At 68.4% G+C, this 22224-nt stretch carries 23 protein-coding genes; 7 read left to right on the top strand and 16 right to left on the bottom strand.

Annotated elements, in window-relative coordinates:
* Positions 1-89: 89 nt before the first annotated feature.
* The 3 genes from ABD768_RS03195 to ABD768_RS03185 form a co-directional block, all read right to left on the bottom strand.
* Complete coding sequence (locus ABD768_RS03195) at positions 90-509, bottom strand: VOC family protein (RefSeq protein ID WP_344837105.1); 420 nt, start codon at positions 507-509, stop codon at positions 90-92.
* A gap of 112 nt (positions 510-621) precedes the next feature.
* The gene (locus ABD768_RS03190) at positions 622-1386 is read right to left on the bottom strand and encodes a hypothetical protein (protein ID WP_344837103.1); all 765 of its coding nucleotides are present in this window, start codon (positions 1384-1386) and stop codon (positions 622-624) included.
* A gap of 3 nt (positions 1387-1389) precedes the next feature.
* The gene (locus ABD768_RS03185) at positions 1390-2019 is read right to left on the bottom strand and encodes a papain-like cysteine protease family protein (RefSeq protein WP_343978912.1); all 630 of its coding nucleotides are present in this window, start codon (positions 2017-2019) and stop codon (positions 1390-1392) included.
* A gap of 194 nt (positions 2020-2213) precedes the next feature.
* Here ABD768_RS03185 and ABD768_RS03180 point away from each other — a divergent pair, with 194 nt between their 5' ends.
* Both ABD768_RS03180 and ABD768_RS03175 read left to right on the top strand, forming a co-directional pair.
* Positions 2214-3107 carry a helix-turn-helix transcriptional regulator gene (locus ABD768_RS03180; RefSeq protein ID WP_344837100.1) on the top strand — a complete coding sequence of 298 codons (894 nt, stop codon included), beginning with the start codon at positions 2214-2216 and terminating at the stop codon, positions 3105-3107.
* Positions 3108-3192: 85 nt separating this feature from the next.
* The gene (locus ABD768_RS03175; RefSeq protein WP_344837096.1) at positions 3193-3951 is read left to right on the top strand and encodes a class I SAM-dependent methyltransferase; all 759 of its coding nucleotides are present in this window, start codon (positions 3193-3195) and stop codon (positions 3949-3951) included.
* Here the strand turns inward: ABD768_RS03175 and ABD768_RS03170 are convergent.
* The 8 genes from ABD768_RS03170 to ABD768_RS03135 all read right to left on the bottom strand — a co-directional run bounded on the left by ABD768_RS03170 (position 3914) and on the right by ABD768_RS03135 (position 10280).
* Positions 3914-4498, bottom strand: a complete 585-nt coding sequence (locus tag ABD768_RS03170; RefSeq protein ID WP_344837094.1) for a maleylpyruvate isomerase family mycothiol-dependent enzyme — start codon at positions 4496-4498, stop codon at positions 3914-3916. The genes ABD768_RS03175 and ABD768_RS03170 overlap by 38 nt on opposite strands.
* Positions 4499-4560: 62 nt before the next feature.
* On the bottom strand, positions 4561-5787 hold the full coding sequence (locus ABD768_RS03165; RefSeq protein WP_344837092.1) for an RNA polymerase sigma factor: 1227 nt from the start codon (positions 5785-5787) through the stop codon (positions 4561-4563).
* 59 nt (positions 5788-5846) lie between these two features.
* Positions 5847-6188: a YciI family protein gene (locus tag ABD768_RS03160; protein ID WP_343978924.1), complete on the bottom strand. Its 342-nt coding sequence runs from the start codon at positions 6186-6188 to the stop codon at positions 5847-5849.
* Between the two features lie 65 nt (positions 6189-6253).
* Positions 6254-7123 carry a helix-turn-helix domain-containing protein gene (locus ABD768_RS03155; protein ID WP_343978927.1) on the bottom strand — a complete coding sequence of 290 codons (870 nt, stop codon included), beginning with the start codon at positions 7121-7123 and terminating at the stop codon, positions 6254-6256.
* A gap of 42 nt (positions 7124-7165) precedes the next feature.
* Positions 7166-7837 (bottom strand): Type 1 glutamine amidotransferase-like domain-containing protein, encoded by a 672-nt coding sequence (locus ABD768_RS03150; RefSeq protein ID WP_344837091.1) that lies wholly within the window; start codon positions 7835-7837, stop codon positions 7166-7168.
* 37 nt (positions 7838-7874) lie between these two features.
* The gene (locus ABD768_RS03145; RefSeq protein WP_344837089.1) at positions 7875-8621 is read right to left on the bottom strand and encodes a phosphotransferase; all 747 of its coding nucleotides are present in this window, start codon (positions 8619-8621) and stop codon (positions 7875-7877) included.
* A gap of 44 nt (positions 8622-8665) precedes the next feature.
* Complete coding sequence (locus ABD768_RS03140) at positions 8666-9613, bottom strand: phosphotransferase enzyme family protein (protein ID WP_344837087.1); 948 nt, start codon at positions 9611-9613, stop codon at positions 8666-8668.
* Positions 9614-9632: 19 nt separating this feature from the next.
* A complete protein-coding gene (locus ABD768_RS03135; RefSeq protein ID WP_344837085.1) occupies positions 9633-10280 on the bottom strand; it encodes a phosphotransferase in 648 nt (215 codons plus the stop codon).
* A 71-nt stretch (positions 10281-10351) separates the two neighbouring features.
* Between ABD768_RS03135 and ABD768_RS03130 the strand changes: the two genes are divergently transcribed.
* Together ABD768_RS03130 and ABD768_RS03125 are read left to right on the top strand one after the other, a co-directional pair.
* A complete protein-coding gene (locus ABD768_RS03130) occupies positions 10352-10792 on the top strand; it encodes a MarR family transcriptional regulator (RefSeq protein ID WP_344837082.1) in 441 nt (146 codons plus the stop codon).
* The gene (locus ABD768_RS03125) at positions 10789-12012 is read left to right on the top strand and encodes an epoxide hydrolase family protein (RefSeq protein WP_344837080.1); all 1224 of its coding nucleotides are present in this window, start codon (positions 10789-10791) and stop codon (positions 12010-12012) included. The genes ABD768_RS03130 and ABD768_RS03125 overlap by 4 nt, the downstream gene beginning before the upstream one ends.
* Positions 12013-12464: 452 nt before the next feature.
* Here the strand turns inward: ABD768_RS03125 and ABD768_RS03120 are convergent, their stop codons facing one another.
* The gene (locus ABD768_RS03120; RefSeq protein WP_344837077.1) at positions 12465-13148 is read right to left on the bottom strand and encodes a class I SAM-dependent methyltransferase; all 684 of its coding nucleotides are present in this window, start codon (positions 13146-13148) and stop codon (positions 12465-12467) included.
* On the bottom strand, positions 13138-14685 hold the full coding sequence (locus ABD768_RS03115; protein ID WP_344837074.1) for an ATP-dependent DNA ligase: 1548 nt from the start codon (positions 14683-14685) through the stop codon (positions 13138-13140). Before ABD768_RS03115 ends, ABD768_RS03120 begins: the two co-directional genes overlap by 11 nt.
* Before the next feature lie 129 nt (positions 14686-14814).
* On the opposite strand from ABD768_RS03115, the gene ABD768_RS03110 reads away from it, so the two are divergent.
* Positions 14815-15753 carry a hypothetical protein gene (locus ABD768_RS03110; protein WP_344837072.1) on the top strand — a complete coding sequence of 313 codons (939 nt, stop codon included), beginning with the start codon at positions 14815-14817 and terminating at the stop codon, positions 15751-15753.
* Positions 15754-15759: 6 nt separating this feature from the next.
* Entirely contained in the window at positions 15760-16698 is a 939-nt protein-coding gene (locus tag ABD768_RS03105; RefSeq protein ID WP_343978956.1) for a hypothetical protein, read from the top strand.
* A gap of 3 nt (positions 16699-16701) precedes the next feature.
* On the opposite strand, the gene ABD768_RS03100 is transcribed toward ABD768_RS03105, so the two are convergent.
* The 3 genes from ABD768_RS03100 to ABD768_RS03090 form a co-directional block, all read right to left on the bottom strand.
* The gene (locus tag ABD768_RS03100) at positions 16702-17670 is read right to left on the bottom strand and encodes a Dyp-type peroxidase (protein ID WP_344837069.1); all 969 of its coding nucleotides are present in this window, start codon (positions 17668-17670) and stop codon (positions 16702-16704) included.
* A 170-nt stretch (positions 17671-17840) separates the two neighbouring features.
* Positions 17841-19247, bottom strand: a complete 1407-nt coding sequence (locus ABD768_RS03095) for a pyridoxal phosphate-dependent decarboxylase family protein (protein ID WP_344837067.1) — start codon at positions 19245-19247, stop codon at positions 17841-17843.
* Positions 19244-20563, bottom strand: a complete 1320-nt coding sequence (locus ABD768_RS03090) for an MFS transporter (RefSeq protein ID WP_344837065.1) — start codon at positions 20561-20563, stop codon at positions 19244-19246. Before ABD768_RS03090 ends, ABD768_RS03095 begins: the two co-directional genes overlap by 4 nt.
* A 56-nt stretch (positions 20564-20619) precedes the next feature.
* Between ABD768_RS03090 and ABD768_RS03085 the strand changes: the two genes are divergently transcribed.
* Positions 20620-22224 (top strand): CPBP family glutamic-type intramembrane protease, encoded by a 1605-nt coding sequence (locus ABD768_RS03085; protein WP_344837062.1) that lies wholly within the window; start codon positions 20620-20622, stop codon positions 22222-22224.

Below are 22224 nucleotides of genomic sequence, written 5' to 3'. Positions count from 1 at the left end.
GCTGTCACGAGGTGATCGGCGGAGCTAGAAGCGTCGCCGACGTTCGGTGCTGACCACCAGCTTAGCGGCAGACAGGTCGCCTGGATATTTCAGGAGGCAGAAGTCTCGATCAATTCGAGCAGATTGCCCTCGGGATCGCGCACGTAGGCGTACCGCATCCCGGCCGTGACGCCGGCCGCGGGCGAGGAGACGACCTCGGCGCCGTGCTCTGCGATCAGCCGCTCGAAGGCCGCGTCGAGGTCGGCCACCTGGAGAGCGAGATGGGTGAAGGTCTGGCTCGCCGTCGCGGCGAACGGGTCGGCGTGGACGACGGGCTCGGACCCCGACCGCTCGGTGAACTCGACCCGCAGCCCGGCCCCATCACTCAGTACTGCCGTCCGCACCCCCGCCTCCGGCAGCTCCAGCCGTTCCTCCACTGTCGTCAGCCCGAGGGCATCCCGGTACCACGCCTCCTGCTTGCTCAGGTCGGCAACCGAGATGCTGAGGTGGTGGAACCGGAAGGCGGTCATCGTGATGCTCCTGAGGTTAGTGGTATTAACCTCAGGTTAGTGGCACTAACCATGGCGAGCAACTCGCTTGTGTCCGGGGTCAGGGAGTCCCGGACACAAGCGAGTTGGGCTACTAGGCGGTGCGTCGGCGGCGGGTGATCAGGGTGACCGCGCCGAGGGCGAGCGCAACCGCGGTGCCGGCGGCGAGGATCAGCCAGGCGCCGGGGGTGTCCTCCTGGGTTGTCGACGCTGCCACGTCGTACCCGCCGGCGGTGCCGTTCTTGGCGTAGGTGCTGCCGGCCTGCTTGTCCTCGTACCGGTCGCTGACCTGCTGCCGGTACGCCGACAGCGCGATCGGCGCGCTACCGATCGCCTTGGTGGCCTCCGGGTTGAGCGCTCGCAGGGTGCTGCCGGTGACGGCGTACCAGGCGCCGAGCTGCGGCTCGGTGAGCAGCTTGGCGCCTCGGGCGGCAGCGGCCATCGTCGCCTCGGTGTTGCCGGTGGCAACGTTCACCGGGTGCCAGGCGCCGGCCTGGTCGGGGGCGGTGAAGACGGTGAGCTTGTCGGTGCCCTTGGTGGCCGGCGTCGCGACGTACCAGAGCGTGCCGACGTCACCGGCACCGGTGCGGACGAAGTCGGCGCTCAACGCGTAGACCGGGATGACGTCCTGCTGGATGGCCAGCTTCGCGGTGGACTTGGCGGCGGCCGAGCCGGGACGTTGGGCGGCTTTGCCCAGGAGCTTGGTCGCTTCGGCCGAGTGGGCGGCGGTGGCGGCCGCCGCGAGGTCGGGGCCGGTGGTGGGCGAGGCCGTGGCGGCGGTCGCGGTGGCGGCGAAGGCGAGGAGGGTGCCGACGAGGCCGGCCGCTGTCCGTAGTACGAGCTTCTTGACAGGCATCATGGCTCAGGCTCCGATCCGGTAGAGCGAGTGCGTCCACTGGAACTGGGAGTTGTTCAGGTACCAGTTGTAGGTGGAGTAGTTGTAGCGGGGATCGCTGCCCCACGGGTTGTAGTACTCGATCGAGGAGTCGGACGAGTCGTAGCCGATGATGTCCATCATGTGGCCGCCGCCGGACTTCCAGCCGATCCGGGTCATCACCGGGCGGTTGGCGTTGATCTCGGTCTGGATCGTGGCGAAGCTCAGGGTGCCGCTGATGTAGCTGCCCTGGCTGATCCCGATCGTGCGGAACGCGCGCTGGTCGTTGGCCAGCGTGGCCTGGTCGTTCGGGCAGGTGCCGTTCTGGTTGTAGCCGAAGGCCATGTTGCAGAACTGGTTCTGCGAGTAGTTGCTGCCGTAGTACGCCGCGATGCTGTTGCCGGTGGCGGCCCAGCACCAGTTCGACTTCTGCTGGGCCTGGCCGGTGACGTTCAGGTACCGGCTGGCGAGCACCTTCGAGGCGGCCGGGGCTGTGGTGACCGCGGGGACGGCCGGAGCGGCGGCGGACGCGGCGGGGGCGAGCGGCAAGAGTGCCGCCAGACCGACGATCGTTGCCGCGAGCCACGACCTCGGACGGGGTGTGCTGACCCTCCTCATAGGGGGCCTCCTTCACTGGGGCGGTGAGGGCACTCATCGTGATCACCCGATCACGTCCGGACAAGCTCCAACTCGCGCGTCCGGCGACGGTGTGAACGGCAGACACGAGGTGAACAGCAGTGGAGCGGGAACTGCTCGGCGCCGTTGTGAACGTTTACACTGACGCCGACCCGGCCTCGGCGAGGGAGCGGACGATGACGGAAGCGCGGACCCACGTCCCCGACGTCGGCCCGGAGGCGCCGTTCGCCGATGCGCTCCGGGCGGCGATCGCGAACCGCGGGCTGGCCCTCAACCGGATCCAGGCCAGGCTCGCCGATCGCGGATTGCACGTCGGAGTCGCGACCCTCAGCACCTGGCAGAGCGGCAGCCGCCATCCGCGGCCCGGTTCGCTTGCCGTCGTCACCGCACTCGAGGAGCTGCTCGACCTCCCGGCAGGCTGGCTCGCTGTCCGAGTGCCCGCCGCCGAGGCGCCCACCCGCCCGTACGCCGTGGTCGCGAACGGGTCGACCCTGATCCGGCTGCTGGACGAAGTACGCCGGGATGCCCACGGCCGGCTGCGCAGTCTCACCGTCGTCGAGGAGATCGAGATGGGCGCGGACCGGAGCATGATCACCAAGCGGGTGATCCAGGCGCTGGTCGCGGTCAAGGACGTGGATCGGCTGATCGTCGTACACCAGGGCGAACCAGGCTGCGACGCTCGCGACATCGTGCCGAGCGGGCTGGCCGGGTGCCGTACCGGCCGGGTGGCACGCGATCCGGAGGACGGCGCCGTGCTCGGCGAGTTGCTGCTGGATCGGACGCTGCTTGTCGGGGACACGGCGGTCGTGCACTACGAGATCGCGGATCAGAACGGGATCCCGTCGACGCAGTACTTCCGGTTCCATGAGTGGGCCGGCACGCATCACGTGCTGGAGATCCAGTTCCATCGGTCGGCGATGCCGGTGCGGGTCAGCGAGTTCCGCCGCCATCACTCGGGCGGTCCCGACGTGCTGCGCCGGGAGTTGATGATGGCGCCTGACGGCCGGGTGCACGTCGTCGTACCGGCCGCCGACCGGGGTGTGGTCGGGATCGACTGGGAGTGGGACTAGCGGCGTGCCCTTCCTCGGGGGAAGCACACGCTGCTGACTGGCAGTGCCTGATGCTTTCTTGACCTCGGAATGGGAGGCTTGGCCGGTGTCCGATTCGGCGATGGAAGGCGAGTTCGACGACGTCGCGAGCTGGACCGCGGACGCGGTGAAGCAGCTTGGCCCGGAGCACGCGATCCCGGCCGGCTGTCGCGGCAGCGCCAGCCCAGCGGCACTCGCCTGGCTGGCCGAGGCCTGCGAACTGAGAGCAGGCACCCGGCTGCTCGACCTCGGCGCGGGCGTCGGCGGTCCGGCCGCCTGGGCCCACCGCCGGTACGCCGTCCAGCCGATCCTCATCGATCCGATGCCTGGCGCAACGTCCGCGTCGGCCCGCCTCTTCGGCCTGCCGGTGGTGACGGCCGACGGACTCGCGATCCCCTTGCAGAGCGGCAGTGTCGACGCTGCCTGGGCGCTCGGGGTGCTCTGCACGGTGACCGACAAGGTTGCCCTGCTCAAGGAGTTGCGCCGGGTGATCGCGCCTGGCGGGTCGCTCGGGTTGCTCGTGTTGGTGGCGCTGGCTGAGTCGCTGGACCCCATGCCTGAGGGGAACTCCTTCCCGCGTCAGGTGGAGTTGGATGCCGTGCTCGACGAGGCAGGTTTCGACGTACGGGAGCAGACCGCCGAGCCTGACGAGACTCCACTGTCATGGACCGAACGGGCTGACCGGGTGGAGGAGTTGGTTCGTTCGGCCCATGGTCAGGACCGCGTCTATCGGGAGGCTCAGGAGCAGAGTCGGCGGATCGGCGTACTGCTGGAGAGTGGGCAGGTGGCTACCCGGTTGGTGCATGCTGTCGGCCGCAGACCTTGAGGAGGAGGTCTTGGGCCGGGGCTTCGAGTGGCGTGCCGGTGCCATAGGTCCAGTCGAGATCGGTGGCCTTCAGCTGAATGCCGGTGAGGTCGACGCCGAAGTACTTGAGGTGTTTGGGGGAGAGGCCGGACACGACGATACGCATGCGGTCGAGGGGGACCCGGCGGTTGATGCCCAGGGCGACGGTGATGTCGAGGCCGTGGATGACGTCGTGGGAGAGTGCTCCTTCGAAGCCGCCGCCTGGTGGCTTCCAGGGGTGGTCGACGTTGGCTGCCAGGCAGTCGGCGAGTTCGGTGGGGCTGAGTTCGGCGGCGTCGCGGCGCGCCAGGCGGTCGGACATCGGGTTGAACTTGCCGCCTGACTTGGCCAGCTCGAGCAGGAAGCGGGACGTCGAGTAGCGGTAGGGCATCGTCAGGTGGGCGACGACCTCGCGGGTCCGCCAGCCTTCGCAAAGACTGGGGGCGTCCCATTGCTCGGTGGTCAGCTCCTTCAGGAGGGTGGCCAGCTCGTGCCGTTCCGCGGCGATCAGTTGCCTGATGTCGGTCATTCTCGCGTCCTCTCGTTCGTCGGTCACCTCACCGACGAACAGGACAGGCCCGGACGGACGCGTCAGAGAGCGGTTTCTTCGATTCTTCTGCGCAGGAAGGACCGCTCGGCGCTGGTGGTCGCCTTGGCGAGGGCGTCGCGGTAGGCGGTGGCGGCCTCGTCCAGGCGGCCGGCGCGGCGGAGTAGATCGGCGCGGGTGGCCTGGAGCAGGTGGTAGTCCGACAGGGTGCCTGAGGCAACCAACTCGTCAACGAGGAGCAGCCCGGCTTCCGGGCCTTCGGCCATGCCGATCGCGACCGCCTGGTTGAGTCGGACCACCGGCGTGGGGGCGAATCTGGTCAGCTGCGCGTACAGGCCGGCGATCTGCGGCCAGTCGGTGTCGTGGGCGGCCGGCGCGGTCGCGTGGCAGGCGGCGATGGCGGCTTGGATCTGGTACGGACCGGGCTCGCGTCGCCGGAGCGCGCGCTCCAGGATCTCGGTGCCCAGGGCAATCAGGTCGGCGTCCCAGCGGCTGCGGTCCTGTTCCTCCAAGGGGATCAGTTGGCCGGTGTCGTCTTGGCGGCTGGTCTTCCGGGCATCGTGGAGCAGCATGAGGGCGAGCATCCCGCTGACTTCGGGCTCGTCGGGCATCAGGTGGGCAAGCACTTGGGTCAGGCGGATTGCTTCGGCGGTGAGATTCCGGCGTACCAGATCTGCGCCGGCGGTGGCGGCGTAGCCCTCGTTGAAGAGCAGGTAGAGGACGGCGAGCACCGCGGGCGTGCGTTCTGGCAGCAAGTGCCCAGGTGGCACGCGGTACGGGATCGCGGCGTTCCTGATCTTCTGTTTGGCCCGGCCGATCCGCTTCTGCATGGTCTGTTCGGGCACGAGGAACGCTCTGGCGATCTCCGCGGTGCTGAGGCCCGCGAGCGTTCGCAGGGTGAGTGCGACGCGCGCTTCCAGCGCAAGCGCCGGGTGGCAGCAGGTGAACATCAGCCGCAGCCGGTCGTCCGGCACGGCGTCATCCTCGGAAGGCTCCGGTACTACGTCCTGCGCCATCGCAGCCACCTCTCGCAACTTGGCAGCACCCACCGCCTCACGCCGCAGCCTGTCGATGGCGCGATTGCGGGCTGTCGTGGTGAGCCAGGCGCCCGGCTTGGTCGGTACGCCGTCGCGCGGCCACCGCTCCAAGGCGGCGGCGAACGCGTCCTGCGCACACTCCTCGGCAAGATCCCAGTCCCCGGTGACCCGGATCAGCGTCGCAACAACCTGCCCCCACTCGTCGCGAAACGCCCGCCCGACAACCCCCTCCACCCCGTCGCCCGGCTCACCGTTTCCGGGCGTGCCACCGCCGGGTTTCGGGTGCGGGTGGGTCACTGAGCGGTGGGGGTCGGTCCGTCGATGACCGGGCGGATCTCGATCGTGCCGTAGCCGGCCGCCGGGTGCTTGGCGGCGATCTCGATGGCTTCGTCGAGGTCGGCGCACTCGATCAGGACGAAGCCGCCGACGACTTCCTTGGTCTCGGCGAACGGGCCGTCGGTCAGCAGCACCTCGGCGTTGCGGACCCGCACGGTGGTTGCGTCGGTGGCGGGGGCGAGTCCGGCGCCGCCGCGCACGACGCCGCGTTGCTCCATCTCCTCGGACCAGCCACCACAGCCGTCGTTGGCGTGCTCGGCGGCGGTTTCGTCGCCGGCGATCATCAGTAGGTACTTCACACGATCCTCCTCATACCCGACCGACGAACGGCAACGGCCCAGACGGACAACCCGATGCCAGAAATCTAACCGAGTTCGGCGAGGATCGCCGTGATCTGCTGCTCTGCCTCCTGCGGCGGGGGAGCGGAGATGGTGAGGCTGTCGAGGACCTGGGTGTAGGCGTCCAGGTCGTCGCGCTTGTCGAGATAGAGCGCGCTGGTCAGGTGCTCCAGATAGACGACGTCGGGCAGATCCGCCTGGGGGAACCGCAGCACACTGAACGCACCGGCGGTCGCCGCGTGCCCGGGGCTGCCGAGTGGGATGACCTGTACCGTGACGTTCGGCCGGTGGACGGCCTCGATCAGCGCGGCCAGCTGCTCGCGGAGTACGCGGGTCCCGCCGATCGGCCGGCGGAGTACTGATTCCTCGATCACCGCCCACAGGCGCAGCGGCGGGTCCCGGTCGAGCACTGCTTGGCGGGTCTTACGCAGGGCGACGACGCGGTCGAGCTCCTCCGCCGATCGCTCGGTCCCTGAGGTGAGTGCCGCGACCGCTCGCGTGTACTCCGGGGTCTGCAGCAGGCCCGGCACGAACTGCACCTCGTACGTCCGGATGAGGTCCGCGGCTGCCTCGAGCCCTAGATAGGCGTCGAACCAGTCCGGGGTGACGTCGTGGTACCGGTGCCACCAGCCGCGGCTGTTCGCATCGCGGGCGAGCTGGACCAACCGCTCCCGCTCGTCGGGCTCGCTCACGGAGTACAGGGTGAGCAGGTCTTCGATGTCGCGGACCTTGAACCCGACCCGACCGAGCTCCATCCGGCTGATCTTCGACTCCGACGACCGGATCGCCCAGCCGGCCTCCGGCCGGGTCACTCCGGCACGCTCGCGCAACCGCCGCAGATGCGCTCCCAGCATGATTCGCAACGCGGTGGGCCCCGCCTCACTCCGCCCAGCCATACCTCCACTCTACCTCATTATCGAACATATGTTCGGACCGGTTCAGTGGAGGGCCTTCCAGTGACCTTCGGAGATGACCTCGACGGTGCCGCCGGTCACTTTGATGGCAGTCTGATCGTCGATGGCGTACGCCGGACCCTCGATGCGGGCTGCCCAGCTCTCCGCCTCGGCCAGGGTGTTTCCCGGCATCTGCTCATGATCCAGGTGGGGGAAGATCGAGAAGTCGACGAGCCCGAGCGTGCGGTCGTCCGGCGCGGCAGGCCACTTGACGAAGTCGTCACCGATGCGCGGTGTCATCACCATGCTGCCGGCGCTCAGTCCCACCCAGACCGTGTCGGGTAGCGACGGGATGACGTCCGCCAGCCCTGACTGCCGGATCCAGTGGTACAGATACGTCGCTTCACCGCCGTCCGCCAGCAGTACGTCGGCTTCCCGTACCCACGGCACCCACCGCTCCTCGCCGATGCTGGGCAGCGCGGTGAGTTCCAGGACGCCCAGAGACGCCCAGCCCAGGCTGGTCATCGTGTGCCAGGGAGGCACTCCGGAGACGAAGTTCCGCACTGAGACAGGTCCCAACATCGGGCTGGGGTGGCCCCACTGCGCGGTCGGGATGCAGAGCGCCCGGGACTCGGAGATCGGTTTGCCCAGCAGTTCGACCAGCGCAGCGCGGATGCTGTCGTTGGTGACGCCTCCGGATGTGAGTAGAAGCTTCACGACACCTCCAGAGTCGAGTGGGACTGAATCGTAGGCGCTAGTGCTTCATCCGGGCTCTGAGTACGTCGAACTCGCAGCCCGGCGTGTTCGGGTCGAAGCCGTGCTCGATCAGCCAGTGCGAAGCCAGCAGGCTTCGAAGCGACCACCACGCGCGGATCGCATCGAGGTCGACATCGGTGCCGTAGCCGGCCAGAACCTGGTCGAGGCGCTCCTCGTGACCGAGCGTCAAGGTGGCCAGGTCGAACATGGCATCACCCTGGCTCGCCTCCGACCAGTCGATGATGCCGGTGACCTGGTCTTCGGCGGTGAAGATGTGGGTGATCTGGAGGTCCCCGTGCGTGAACCTGGGCGTCCACGGCCGGAACGCGGCCTGGGCGATCTCGCGGTTGCGGGTGACCAGATCGGCGGGCAGGAAGCCGTTCGTGATGAGCCACTCGCATTCGGTGTCGAGGTCCGCTGCGATCTCGTCGGGGTTCTTCTTGCTGGGCCAGGGCGGCAGCGGCGCTTCGTGCAACGTGCGGATGGCGGCGCCCGCCGCCGCCCAGGCGGCCGGCGACGCGGTCGACGGCTTGCCGAGAACACCGAGTGCCTTGCCGGGGACGGCGGCGATCGCGAGCACGGGTGGCTTCCGCCACAGGATCTCCGGCGTCGGTACCGGTGCCAGCGCTATCGCCTCTACCTCGACCTCGATGTTCGCCTGATTGCCGTCGACCTTCAAGAAGACGTCTCCGACCCGCAGAGTCGCCCGCTCGCTGTGCGCGACAACAACCTCGACCTCATCCACGCCGGCCATTCTCGCGGACACCCCCGGCAACCGCACCGGAGTTTCTACAGGGCGTCCGCCCACCCGGCCGGGTCGTCTCCGCCTGGGATGGCGGTGATGGCGCGCCACAGCGTCAGGGATTCGAGCCATCGGAGTTCGAGCTCGCTGAGCGGCCGGACCGATTCGTATCCCTGGAGGAAGATCTCACGGACACTCACGGGCGTCGGCTGCCATTTGGTGAAGTGGGTGCCGAGTACCACGAACGAGTTGGCCAGGTCGCGGACGCAGTAGTCCCAGGCAACCTCGTCGAAGTCGATGACCGCGACAACCTCCGACTCGGCCATCAAGATGTTGGAGGCCCGATAGTCGTTGTGGATCAGCTGACGCTCGGCGTCGATGGGCGGCAGCGACGCTACTTGTTCGCGCAGTCTCGCCGATCCGGCCGGTGCCAGCCCGCGGTCCTCGTGTTCCAGCCAGCTCTCGATCCGCGTGCGCAGATCCACGTCCTGATCTGACCCGCGCAGCGAACTGTCCTCGTACTTGGCCAAGGCGCCGTGCAGGTCGGCCAGACAAGCACCTGCCCGGTGGACCGCAGATCCGTCGCTGGTCTCCAGCAGCTCGCCGATGACCTGCGGTTGCACGGTCATCGACAGTGGCAATGCTCCCGAATGAACAATCACTCGGCATTGCCCATCGACAGCCGGAATCGGCGCCGCCACGGGCACGCCATGCTCGTGCAGCGCCCGCAGCAGCTCCGCAATCGCGGTGAACTTCGCGAACTTCTCCTGCGCCCGGGACCACTTCACCACCAACGCACCTTGGTCCGTACCGACCCAAGCGATCGCGTTCTGGTCACTGATCAGGATCCGCTCGCACGCCTCGACCTCGAGCGCCCAGCGCTCAGCCAGCACCTTGGTCAGCCAGGTGACCGCATCGCCGAAGCTCTCCAGCCCGAACCTCTCCCGCAAGGCCTCCCGCGGCTCGGCCGATTCCCACAGCATCGAAAGCCCCATCGGAAACATCTGCCGAAGCTTAGTACTCGCCCGTGACACCGAGCCTGGTGTAGTACGCGAGCTGCGGATCATCAGGATCCCCGCCGGCCAGTACGACGAACTCCCGCGCCGCCGCCGTCCCGCCGTACTGCGGATTGAGCGGCCCGGCCAAACTCCTGTGCATCAACGCATAGTCGACGTACGGCTCACCCAGCCCAAGCCGGCTCAGATCGAGCAACCCGCTGAAGCGCAACGTCACCGGATCGACGAACACATTCGGCGCGGTGAAGTCGCCATGCGTCACGGCGCCTCGCGATCCCGGATACGGCGACTCGAACGGGCACTCGGCCAGCGCATGCAGCCGGCTGATCCCATCCGCAATCGCAGCCAGTACGGCGGGACGCTCGGCGGCCGGCCAACGCTGCGAGGCATCTCGGCCGGCAAGCTCCGTGCTGAGCATCCATTCGCCTTCGACGCCCTCGCCCCGGTCGACGATTCGCGGACACGGGATGTCAGTCGTGCTGAGCCAGCCGAGTCGGTCGGCCTCGGCCGCGACTCCCGGACCCGCCTTGTAGTACAGGGTTTCGCTGCCGCGCTCCATCCGCACCACCGTCGCGTCGGAGTGGCCGAGCTCGATCGGGTCGGCGCTGGTTGCGCCGAAGCGAGTCATCAAGGTCTGGAGGTCCACTCGCCGAAGGGTACGGGCGGGGCGGGAAAATAGATGAGATGTTTATCTAAGTTTCTTATATAGTCAGCTGCGTGGCCCAGGAACTGAGCATCAGTGAGCTGGTCGAGGTGATGGGGGAGTTCACCCGGATGAACATCCGGTTGCCTGCCATCCAGCGGCTGAGCTTTACGACCTTGTCCGTGTTGCACACGCTGGCGACCGTTGGGCCTCAGCGGCTCAGTGAGTTGACCGCCAGCGAGCAGGTGACGCAGCCGGCGATCACGCAGATCGTGACCAAGCTGGAGCGGGAAGGGCTGGTCGAGCGGCGGGCTGATCCGTCGGACGGGCGGGCTGTGCTCGTCCACATCACCGGGGCGGGGGCGGCCGTCGTACGCGGACGACAAGAGGAGCGGATGGTGCGATTGACCGAGCTTGCCGAGCGGCTCACGCCGGCCGAACGATCCAGGATCCAGGCGGCGCTCCCCGCGCTGACCCGCCTGGTCGAACTCCATCGAGCGTCGGGTGACGAATGAACGACTTTCCCTTGGAAACAACGCAGATCCACGTCTCGGACGAAGTACTCGACGACCTCCGCCAGCGACTGGCGCTGACCCGTTGGCCGCAGGAGGCCGGCAACGAGGACTGGTACTACGGGGTGCGCCGCGACTACCTGCAGGAGCTGGTCGAGTACTGGCGGACCGAGTATGACTGGCGGAAGGCTGAGGCGGCGATCAACGCCTATGAGCATTACCGCGTCGAGGTCGACGGCGTACCGGTGCATTTCCTGCGCAAGCCCGGCGTCGGACCGAACCCGATCCCGTTGATCCTCACGCACGGCTGGCCGTGGACCTTCTGGCACTGGGTCAAGGTGGTCGATCCGCTGGCCGACCCGGCGTCGTTCGGCGGCGATCCGGCCGACGCGTTCGACGTGATCGTGCCGTCGTTCCCCGGCTTCGGGTTCTCGACGCCGCTGCCGGACAACCCGGACATGAACTACTGGAAGGTCGCCGATCTCTGGCACGAGCTGATGACGAAGACGCTCGGCTACTCGAAGTACGCCGCGGCCGGCTGCGATGTCGGCGCGATGGTGACCGGGCAGCTAGGTCACAAGTACGCCGACGAGCTCTACGCGATCCATATCGGCTCCGGCCAGAAGCTCACCCTCTTCAATGGAGACCGTGGCTGGGACCTCAGCGGCGGTCACCCGATCCCCGAAGGTCTGCCGCCCGCGGTCCATGCGCGCATCGTCGAGTTGGAGAAGCGCTTCGCCACTCATCTCGCCGTGCACGTCCTCGACCCGAGCACCCTCTCGTACGGTCTGTCCGACTCGCCCGCGGGCATGCTCGCGTGGATCCTGCAGCGCTGGCGGAGCTGGAGCGACAACGGTGGCGACCTGGAGACGGTCTTCTCCAAGGACGACCTGCTCACCCACGCGATGATCTTCTGGGTCAACAACGCGATCGGTACGTCGATCCGCACCTACTCCAACAACAACCGCTACCCGTGGACGCCCTCGCACGACCGTCACCCCACGATCGAGGCCCCCACCGGTATCACCTTCGTCGCCCACGAAAACCCGCCCGGCGTCACCACCGACCGCCGAGTCCAGCACTTCCTCGACAGCGACCGGGCCCCTTGGTACAACCACGTCAACCTGAACGCCCACCCCACCGGCGGCCACTTCATCCCCTGGGAAATCCCCACCGAATGGACCACCGACCTCCGCAACACCTTCCGCCCGTACCGCCCCTGAGAAACCTCCGGCCAACGGATCCTGGTGTGATTCTCAGCCAACTTTGTGCTCGACGTCAGTAGATCCTGCGGCCGCGGATACTCAGACGGAGCATTAGGTGCCTCAGGCAACCGGGTGCGGGGGTCGGAGAGCCTTGAGCGGTAACAAGCGCACCCGGCGACGAATAGCTGCCCGGTAGCCCGGTAGCCCGGTAGCCGGGCTTCGGGCGGGATCGCGGACGGCGGCGCATACCTAACTCGGCGGGCAATCGCTTACCCTCGGCGCGCCGGGGCGGCCGGCGAGAGTTGTGTATGCGTGGCGATCCGGCCGGTGCCCTCGGCCGCGGCGCGACAGCAGTTTCGGCACCAAAACCTGCCACTGGCCGGGCGGGTGACGCGATCTACAGTCCCTTGCACCGGGTGGGTGCCCCGGCAACCACAGGGCCCTCGGCATCATGCAGTCGCCGTGCTCCGTCAGTCGCGGAGGTATTCGGCTCGCCAGCGGTGGAGGGTTGGGTCGTTGGGGCTGGGGGTGCGTTCCAGCTGGATCAGTTTGAGGTCGGGGGTGGTGAAGGCGTGGATGGCGGCGCGGGTCAGTGGCCAGGGTGGGCCGTCGACCGAGGAGTCGGGGGTGTTGTCGTCGCGGGCGGCGGCGATGACGACGAGAGTGCCGCCGGGGCGGACGAAGTCGGCTACGTGGGCTGTCGCCTCGGGTTGGAGAGGGATTGGTAGCGCTTGGACGGTGTAGATCTCCACGACCAGGTCGAAGGCGCGGTGCCACTCGGCGGGTGGGTTGAGGAGGTCGGCTACCTGGTACGTCGCCTTCGAGTCCGGGTGGTTGCGCTCGGCCGTCTCGACAGCGCTGGGGGAGATGTCGAAGGCGGTGGTGTCATAGCCCTGGTCGGCGACCAGCTCTGCGTCCCAGCCAGTACCTGCGCCAACGACCAGTGCCCGTTGGCCGGCGCCGTGCGGCTCGGCCGTCGCGACCCAGTCCAGCAGCAACGGGTGCGCGGCGCCGCGATCCCAGGGCAAGACGGCCGCGCCTTCCGACGCAGCGGAGTACAAGCGCTCGAACCAACCGGTCGGGTCGTCCTGCTCCAGTGCTTCGTGGGCCAGCCGGCGGGATGCGAGGTCGGGGTCGACGGGTTCACTCGTCATCGGTGGGTCCTTCGCTGGGTTGGTGGATCGCGCGGACAGCCTGCACAGTGTCCACCTGGTCCGGGGTCTTGTCCTCGCGATACCGCAGCACCCGCGCGAACCGCAAGGCCATCCCACCCGGATACCGCGTCGAGGTCTGGACGCCGTCGAACGCGATCTCCACCACGACCTCCGGCCGCAGATAGACCGTGTAGTCGTCGCGCCGCTCCTCGATCTGCTGGAACTTCTCCGTCTGCCAGCGCAGCAGCTCGTCGGTCAGCCCCTTGAACGTCTTGCCCAGCATGACGAACTCGCCGGTCTCCTCGTCCCGCGCGCCCAGATGCAGGTTCGACAACCACCCGGTACGCCGGCCGTGCCCCCACTCCGCCGCGAGCACGATCAGGTCGAGCGTGTGCGTCTGCTTCACCTTGACCCAGCCGGACCCACGCCGGCCGGCCTCGTACGGCACCGACAGCGACTTCACCATCACGCCTTCGTGCCCACGCTTCACCGCGTCGGTGAAGAACGCCTCACCGGCCTCGGCATCGGCTGTCACGAACCGCGGGATCCGCCGCTCCTCGGGCACCACCTTGCTCAGCCACTCGTGCCGCTCGGTCGAGTCGAGCCCGAGCAGGTCGTGCCCGTCGAGGTGCAGGATGTCGAAGAAGTACGGCGTGAGCGGAACCGTCTCGGGCCCGGTGGCCGCGCGCGTCGCCGTCCGGGAACCGGTCACCTGGAAGGCTTCCGGCCGACCGTCCGCCCGCAGCGCGATCAGCTCGCCGTCGAGCACGATCTTGTCGGCCTTGAGGTCGAGCACCGCGCCGACCACCTCGGGCACCCGGTCGGTGATGTCGTCGAGCGTGCGGGTGTAGACCACGACGTCCGATCCGTCCCGGTGCACCTGGATCCGGATCCCGTCCAGCTTCCACTCGATCGCGGCCGGCGAGCCCGTCTTCGCGAGCGCCTCCGCGATGCTCGTCGCCGACTGCGCGAGCATCGGTTGCACCCCGCGCCCGACCTCCAGCCCGAACTGATCGAGCCCGGCCTCGCCCTCGGTCAGCACAGCGACCGCAACCGGCGCCGCCGCACCACGCAACATCGTGGCCGCCCGGATCTTCTCTAGCGGGATCCCGGTCGCCTTGCCGACGGCATCCGCCATCACGCCGTCCAGTGCGCCCTGGCGCAGCTCACCGCTGACCAGCAGCCGCAGGAACCGTTGCTCCTCCGCGGTCGCTCGCCCGAACAACGCGGCGACCGCTTCCCGCCGCCGCGCCTGCGACCCCGCCCCGGCGAACTCGGACAGCTCGGCGAACGCCTGGTCGACCTCCTCGATCGTGAGCGTCGGCCCCGCGGCCGGCTCCGGCGCGTCGGCGAGCGTCCGCCAGCCCACGCCCGTGCGCCGCTGCCGCAGCTCGCCGGACAGATACGTCACGACGATCTCCGTCTCCACCGCCTCGGTCGCGGTGGTCAGCAACGTCGCGATCAGGTCGGCCTTCGCCCGGCGCGACCTGGTCTGACTCAGCGAGGTCGAGGTGGCGACCACATCTGCGAGCAACATGGCTCCAGTCTCACCCACGGCACCGACAATTTCCGGCCGCAACTTTCGCCGTGCCGTCCGCATCTAGCTCCTCGTACAGGGTTGACTACGTAGCCCAGGTCTAGACCGGTTCAGGTAAGGGGAGCGACCATGATCCGTAGCGAGCAGAGGCGACTTCGGGGCGTCTCAGCTGTTGTCGGGCTGACGCTGCTGACGGCGGGCCTGGGTACGACGAGCGCGGCGGGAGCGGCCACGGAGGGGTCGGCCACTCCCGCGGCCGCTTGCAGCCTGAGCCTGGGCTCGGGCGGTGCGCTCGGCGAGCACAATCGCCAGGAGATCCGGGCAACGGTCCCGCCGTCGGTCACGCCGACGTGGACCACCGAGCACGTCTACACGGCGGGCGGGCCGTGGATGAGCAGCCGGTTCCAGTACGAGCCGGGCCCGGCGTCCGGCGGCCATGCCGACGGCTGGGTGGCCGTGGGCGACGGGATGTACCGGAGTCAGTACGACACCGACCAGAACCAGCAGCTCGTCGGGCGGCCGGTCTACCGCAGGATCGGCGGCGGGTGGGGCATGTTCCGTGCGTTCGAGGAATCGCAGTACGTCGACGACTCCTTCGACCGCACCAACGAGTACGCACTGCGCAACGACGGCACGCTGTTCCGCTGGACCGTCGACGCGAAGGGCGCTTGGCACAAAACCGGGACGGCGGCCGGCTTCTCGGCCGTCAAGGCGATGGCGCTGATCAGCAAGACCCGTACGTACGACACCTTCCTCGCGAACACCCACGGCGGGGCGCTGTACACGATCCACCTCCCGACGAAGCTGCCGATGAAGCCGGTCGTGAAGGTGGTCCGTAGGTCGACCTGGCAGGGTTTCGACACGCTCCTCGCCCAGGGCTGCGGCAAGGGCGTCCTGCTGGTCGGCATCAACCGGGACAGCCAAGTGGCCTACCTCTACGCCGTCGGCCACGCCAATGGCACGGCCACCCCGATCCAGAACCGCGGCAAGCTGCCGGGCACCTTCAATCCGTCCACGTATTTCCGCTGGGGCTACGTCTCCGACCTCGATCAGTTCAATGGGGAGTGATCAGCAATGAAGACAGGTTTCCTGCTGGCAGCCGTGCTTCTCACGGTTCCGGGCGTCGGCGTCGCGCACGCCGCGACGACCTCGCCGAGCGCCACCGGGCCCAAGGTGACCACGCAGGCCTGCAGTGTTCTGTCTGGTGCGTTGACGGCTGATGGCTCGGTCAAAGTGCGGGATCTCACCGCGACGACGCCGCCCACGACCACGCTCGACCGGACCGAGACGCCTGAGCTGTTCGGCCCGGGGCAGGTACGGCTCACCAGCTCGGTGGCCTATGACGCCGACTACGAGAACGGCTCGTCGCGGTACGGGTGGATGGTGCTGGGCGACGCTATGTACTCGGTGCGCTGGTTCGTCCTCGACGGGACCTACGACGTCGAGCCGGGTAGCTTCAAGACCACCAAGGTCGGTGGCGGTTGGGGTGCCTTCACCGCCGTCGAGACCTCCCGGTTCGACGACAACCGCGGGCACGCCAGGACTACGGAGTACGGGTTGCGGGGTGACGGCAACCTCTACCGGTGGACGATCGATGTCTACGGCAAGTGGCACAGCGCGGGCTTCGCGCCTGGCTTCGCGTCGGTCAAGGCGATCACGCTGATCAGCCAGACGCCGACGTACGACACCTTCCTGGCCAACACCCGAAGCGGCGGGCTGTACACGATCCACATCCCGACCACGCTGCCGATGAAGCCGGTGGTGAAGAACCTCCGAGCCTCGACCTGGCAGGGCTTCGAGTCCTTCCAGGCACAGCGATGCGGCCAGTACGGCGTACTGCTGCTCGCCATCGACAAGGACAGCGGCGCCGGATATCTGTACGCCGTTGGGCATGCGACCGGCGCATCGACGGTGATCCAGAACCGCGGCAAGGTGCCGACGACCTTCAAGGACCCGATCCTGTTCAGTTGGGCGGCTCCGGCCGGCTACGACATCCCGCCCTTCGGCGAATAGCTGTCAGGGCGCCGGCGGGAGATCGTCGAGGAAGCCGGCGGTCGGGGTGAAGAAGAGGGTGCCGGTGACGGCGGTGGAGAAGTCGAGGATGCGGTCGTAGTTGCCCTCGGGCTCGCCGAGGAACATCCGGCGCAGCATCAGCTCGGTGACGCCGGGGTCCTTGGCGTAGCCGATGAAGTAGGTGCCGAACTCCTGGGTGCCGATCGTGCCGAACGGCATGTTGTCGCGCAGGATCTGCTGCTCGTTGCCGTCCTCGTCCTCGATCACGTTCAGCGCGATGTGCGAGTTCGTCGGCTTCTTGTCGTCGTGCAGCTCGATGTCCTCGAGCTTGGTCCGGCCGATCACCAGCTCCTGCTGCTCGACGGTCAGCGCGTTCCACGCCTTCATGTCGTGCAGGTACTTCTGGACGATCACGTAGCTGCCGCCGGCGAAGTCCGGGTCCTCGTCGCCGATCAGGACCGCCTCGTCGGCCTCGGTGCCGGTCGGGTTCTCGGTGCCGTCGACGAAGCCGAGCAGGTCGCGCATCTCGAAGTACTTGAAGCCGTGTACCTCGTCGACGACCGTCGCCGCGCCGTCGAGCTCCTTCATGATCTGCTGGGCCAGCTCGAAACACATGTCCAGCTGGGCGGCGCGGATGTGGAAGAGCAGGTCGCCGGGCGTCGACACGGCCTTGTGCCTGGCACCCTCGAGCGCGATGAACGGATGCAGCTCGGCGGGGCGCGGACCGCTGAAAAGACGGTCGAAGGCGTCCGAGCCGATGCTGGTGACGCAGGACAGGCTGCCGGCCGGCACGCGGAAGCCGACCGCGCGGGTGAGTCCGGTGACGCGCTCCAGCAGATCACGCGCCTGCTCCTCGCCGCCCGGATCGATCCGGACCACGAGGAAGATCGCCGACCCGGTGAGCGGCGTCAGCACGGACTGCGGCAGAGCACGGGTCGACGCGGTCGGACCAGGCGTCGGATCGGTCACCATCGAGCACATCCTCCAAACAAAGTCATCGGACGGCAGCCAGCATGCAACAAGCACTCCGGTCGGCGCTCAGGTGGGTCACATCCGTCGGCCGGGCAGGCGGGTCAGGCACCCGCCGAGCGTGGTCAGCCAGGGCGCGTCAGGCGGGCAGGTCAGGCACTCGCCGAGCGTGGTCAGCTGGGGCGCATCAGGCGGTCGAGAAAGGCGATCAGGAGCGCCTCGCGCAGGCGTGGGGGAGCGACGTCGAGGAGCGCGTTCACCGGCGCCATCCGGTCAGGGAGCGTCTCGCCCGATCCCAGCCCGGCGATCTCGAGCAACCCGTCGAAGGCCGCGTCATCCAGCAGCGCGGGGTCGATCGCTTTGGCTGCCTCGGCCAGCTCGGGCGCGACCTGCACGGGACCGGCTGCCTGCGCCTGCGCGACGGCCGCTTGCAGCGCGGCGATCAGCTCATCGAGCCTCGGCGCGGTCGCGGCACTCATCGAGAGATGCAGCGACGCCGGTTGCCCGCGGAAGCTGAGCTGCGGCTGCACGAACCACCCGCGCGCGACCATCTCGTCAGCGATCGTGAACACATCAGCCCGTTCATCGCTCCTCAGCGCGACCAGCGTCGTCTCCGGGCGAGCGAGCACACTCAGCCCGTCGATCGCCTCGGCCGCGTCGGCCAGTCGGAGCGTCGCGTCATACGAAGTACGGGCCAGTCGTTGGTACCCCTCGTCGCCGATGTGCTGGACGACGGCCCACGCGGCGGCCAGGGGAGCGCCGGACTTGGTCGACTGCATCGTCGAGTTGAGCATCGTGTAGCCCGGCCAGTCCGCGTGCGCGAAATACTGCGGCCGCCGCAGCCCGGCCGTCCGGTGCAGCAGGATCGACGCACCCTTCGGCGTGTACGCGTACTTGTGCAGATCAACCGAAATGCTCGTCACCCCCGGTACTACGAAGTCGAACGGCGCGACCTCGACCCCACCGGCCCGCAGATACGGCAACACCCAACCACCGATACACGCATCCACATGGAACCGAATTCCCCGCGCACTGGCCACCGCGGCCAGCTCAGGAATCGGATCGACGACCCCATGCGCATAAGACGGCGCACTCGCCACCACGAGCACCGTCGTGTCGTCGCAAGCCGCGGCCATCGCGTCCGGGTCCGCCTTGTACGTCGCCTCATCGACCTCGACCACCACCGCGCGGACCCCGAAGTAGTGAGCCGCCTTGTGGAACGCGGCATGCGCGGTCGACGGCAACACCATGCTCGGTTGCGCGATCCCAGGTGCCGCATCGCGTGCGGTCTGGACGGCGAGCAGGATCGACTCGGTGCCACCTGATGTGACGGTCCCGACTGCTTCACCGCCTTGCAGCAGTCGAGCGGCCCAGGCGACGAGGTCGTTCTCCAGTGTGCGGAGGCTGGGGAAGACGGTCGGGTCGAGGCCGTTCGTCGCGCCGTACAGGGCGAGCGCTTGGCGGCCGAGCTCGTCGGCCTCGGCCAGACCGGAGTCATAGACGTATGCGAGCGTGCTGCCGCCGTGCGTCGGCAGGTCGCCTTGCTGCAAGGCGCGCAGGCGGGCGAGTACGTCGGTCATCGGGCCTCCAGGACTTCTTCTGCGGTCAGCCGATAGCGCTTCAGGGCAAAGAAGCTGACGGCGATGAGCAAAGCAGGGACCACCGACATTCCGATCACGATCGCCGTCAGGGCCGACCCGGGCTGGATCGCGTCGCGGTTGGTCGAGGAGACGTAGCCGCCGGCGGCCAGCACCAAGGCGTACAGACCTGGACCGAGGGCGAGGCCGAGTGTCTCGCCCGCTGTCCAGATGCCGGTGAAGACGCCGGCTCGACGGACGCCGCTTCGCGCCGCGTCGACTGCGGCCACGTCGGGGAGCATGGCGAGCGGGAACACCTGTACGCCGGTGAAGCCGACTCCGACGATCGCGGTGGCGAGGTAGACGCACCAGGTGGGGACGTGCTGGGCGGGGATGACTGCGATGGCGCCCAGGCCGAGGACGGCCGACGCGAGGAGGAAGCCGGTCTTCTTGCCGAATTTGTTGCCGATGGCAAGCCAGAGCGGGCTGACGAGCAGCGCCGGGCCGACGACGCAGACGAAGGCGATGGTGGCGGCGCCGGGGTTTCGCAGGACGTACCGGGCCAGGTAGTCGATGCCGGCGAGCATCGAGCCGATCGCGAGCGCCTGCAGGACGAGAGTGATGAGCAGCCAGCGGAAGTTGGCTGCTTGCGCGACGACGCGGAGTTGCTCGCGCAGGGTGCCGGTGGTCTCGCGGACGGCGCCTGTTGGGGCGCTGCGCGTTCCGTAGTACGCGCCGAAGGTGCCGATGGCGAGGAGGAGCGCGACGGTGAGGCCCATCGCGCGGTAGCCGTCGCGGCCGCCGATCGCGTCGCGGATGGCGGGGGCGCTGCCACCGCTGATCAGGATGGCGATGGTCAGCACGGCGACGCGCCAGCTCATCATCCGGGTGCGCTCGGTGTAGTCGTCGGTGATCTCGGCGGGCATCGCGATGTACGGCACCTGGAAGAACGCGTACGCCGTCGCGCAGCCGACGAACGCGAGCAGCACCCAGGCGGCGTCGAACACCTTCGAACCCAGATCCGGTACCGCGAACAGCAACGCGAAACAGGCCGCCAGCGACAGGCCGCCCCTGAGCAGAAACGGCCGACGGGGCCCGCGCGGCGACTGATGCCGATCGGAGATCCGCCCCGCCACCGGATTGAGCACCACATCAAGCGCCTTGGGCAACAACACGATCGCCCCCGCGACCACCGCCGCGATCCCCAACGTGTCCGTCAGATAAGGCAACAGCAGCAACCCCGGTACCCTCCCGAAGGACCCGGTGGCCACCGACCCCAACGCATACCCCACCCGAACCCGCACCCCCACAACACCCATGCCCCGAAGCATGCCAGCCCCCACCCGCCATTGCCCCAATCTCATAGAGTCTCCCCATGGATCCCCACCAGGACCCGCCCCCCGCGGACACGCCCTCGCCCACCACTCCCGAGCCCGCAGCCGCGGCAGACCCGCGGGAGCTCCCAGATCCCGAGGCGACAGCTGACCAGGCTGGTCCGCAAGAGCCGCCGGCTGGTGGCTGGCAGCCGCCGAGGCAGCGGTCGGCAGAGAATGGTGGCCAGCAGCAGCCGACTGGTGGTTGGCAGATGCCGGGGGAGCGGCCGCAGGACTCCGCGGGGTGGCAGGCGCCGGGGCAGCCGCCGGTGCAGCCGGGTGGGTGGCAGCCGCCGGTTGGGTGGTCGCCGCAGCAGCCGCCGCCGTATGGCGCGCCGCCGCAGGCCCAGCAGGCCCAATACCCGGGCGCACAGCAGTACCCGGGGGCGGCGCAGTATCCGGGGGCGGCGGGTGGGTATCCGGGGCCGGCGCAGTATGGGCCGGCCCCGGGGAGTCAGCCTTATCCGGGGGCTCCGCCTTACGGCGCACCGGGGGTGGGGCCATACGGGCCGGGACCTGGCTATCCGCCGCCTGGGCAGCCGCAGCCGTACGGGCAGCCGGGGTACCCGCCGTACGGGCAGCAGGGGTATCAGCCGTATCCGCCGCAGCCGTACGGGCACCCGCAGTTCGGGGTCAAGGAGCCTCGGGTGGTGCCGGCTCCGGTGGGGACGCCGTTTCACCGGATGGCGCGGACTCCGGCGCACCGATGGTGGCGGCCGGTTGTCGGGTCGATCGTGCTCGGGCTGCTGGCGATGTTCACGACCATCTTCATCATCGTCGTCTGGGACATCATCTCGCCCAACGACGTGACCGACGACGACTCAGGCGTCTTCTTCAACAACCCCACCGAGGACATCGCCTCCAACCTGGTCCTGCTCGGCGTCCTCACCCCACTGGTCCTGCTCACCGTCCGCTGGATCCAGCGCCGCCCAGCCTTCAGCGTCGCGTCCGTCCTGCAGAAGATCCGCTGGCGCTGGCTCGCGTTGTGCTGCCTGCCCGGCCTTGCCTACCTGGTCCTCAACATCGCCCTCGGCAACGCCTTCGACGCCCTCTTCCCGAACGCCGACGCCGGCACGGACACCGGCGACGACGGCTCCTGGGTCGGCTGGGCCCACTTCGTAGTACCGGCGCTGGTGATCCTGGTCCTCGTACCGTTCCAGTCGGCCGCCGAGGAGTTCGTGTTCCGCGGCTGGCTGGTCCAGGCGGTCGGCGCCTACGGCCCGGACAACACCGACGGCAGGCCGTTCGTCCGGCAGCTCAAGCGACTCTTCCGTTCCCCGTGGCCGGCGCTCGTCGTGAGCAGCGTCGCGTTCGTCTTCGGGCATGGGTACACCGGCTGGGCGATGGCCGACATCTTCCTGTTCGCGATGACCGTCGGCTGGCTGACGATCAGAACCGGCGGACTCGAGACCGGCATCGCGCTGCACTCGATCAACAACATCATCGCGTTCATGATCCCCGCGGCACTCGGCCAGCTGTCCGACTGGTCCGACCAGGGCGGCGCGCACTGGTCGGTCTTCGTCCTCGATCTCCCCTGCATCGCCCTGTACGCCGCCGGCGTCCTCTGGCTCGCCAAGCGCAACAACATCGCCCAGGTCAGCCGATAA

The sequence above is a fragment of the Kribbella ginsengisoli genome, assembly GCF_039537185.1.
In the GTDB taxonomy this organism is placed as follows: Bacteria; Actinomycetota; Actinomycetes; order Propionibacteriales; family Kribbellaceae; genus Kribbella; species Kribbella koreensis.
The sequence above is the reverse complement of the archived record's forward strand: the minus strand, read 5'-3'. Positions and strand labels throughout refer to the sequence as shown.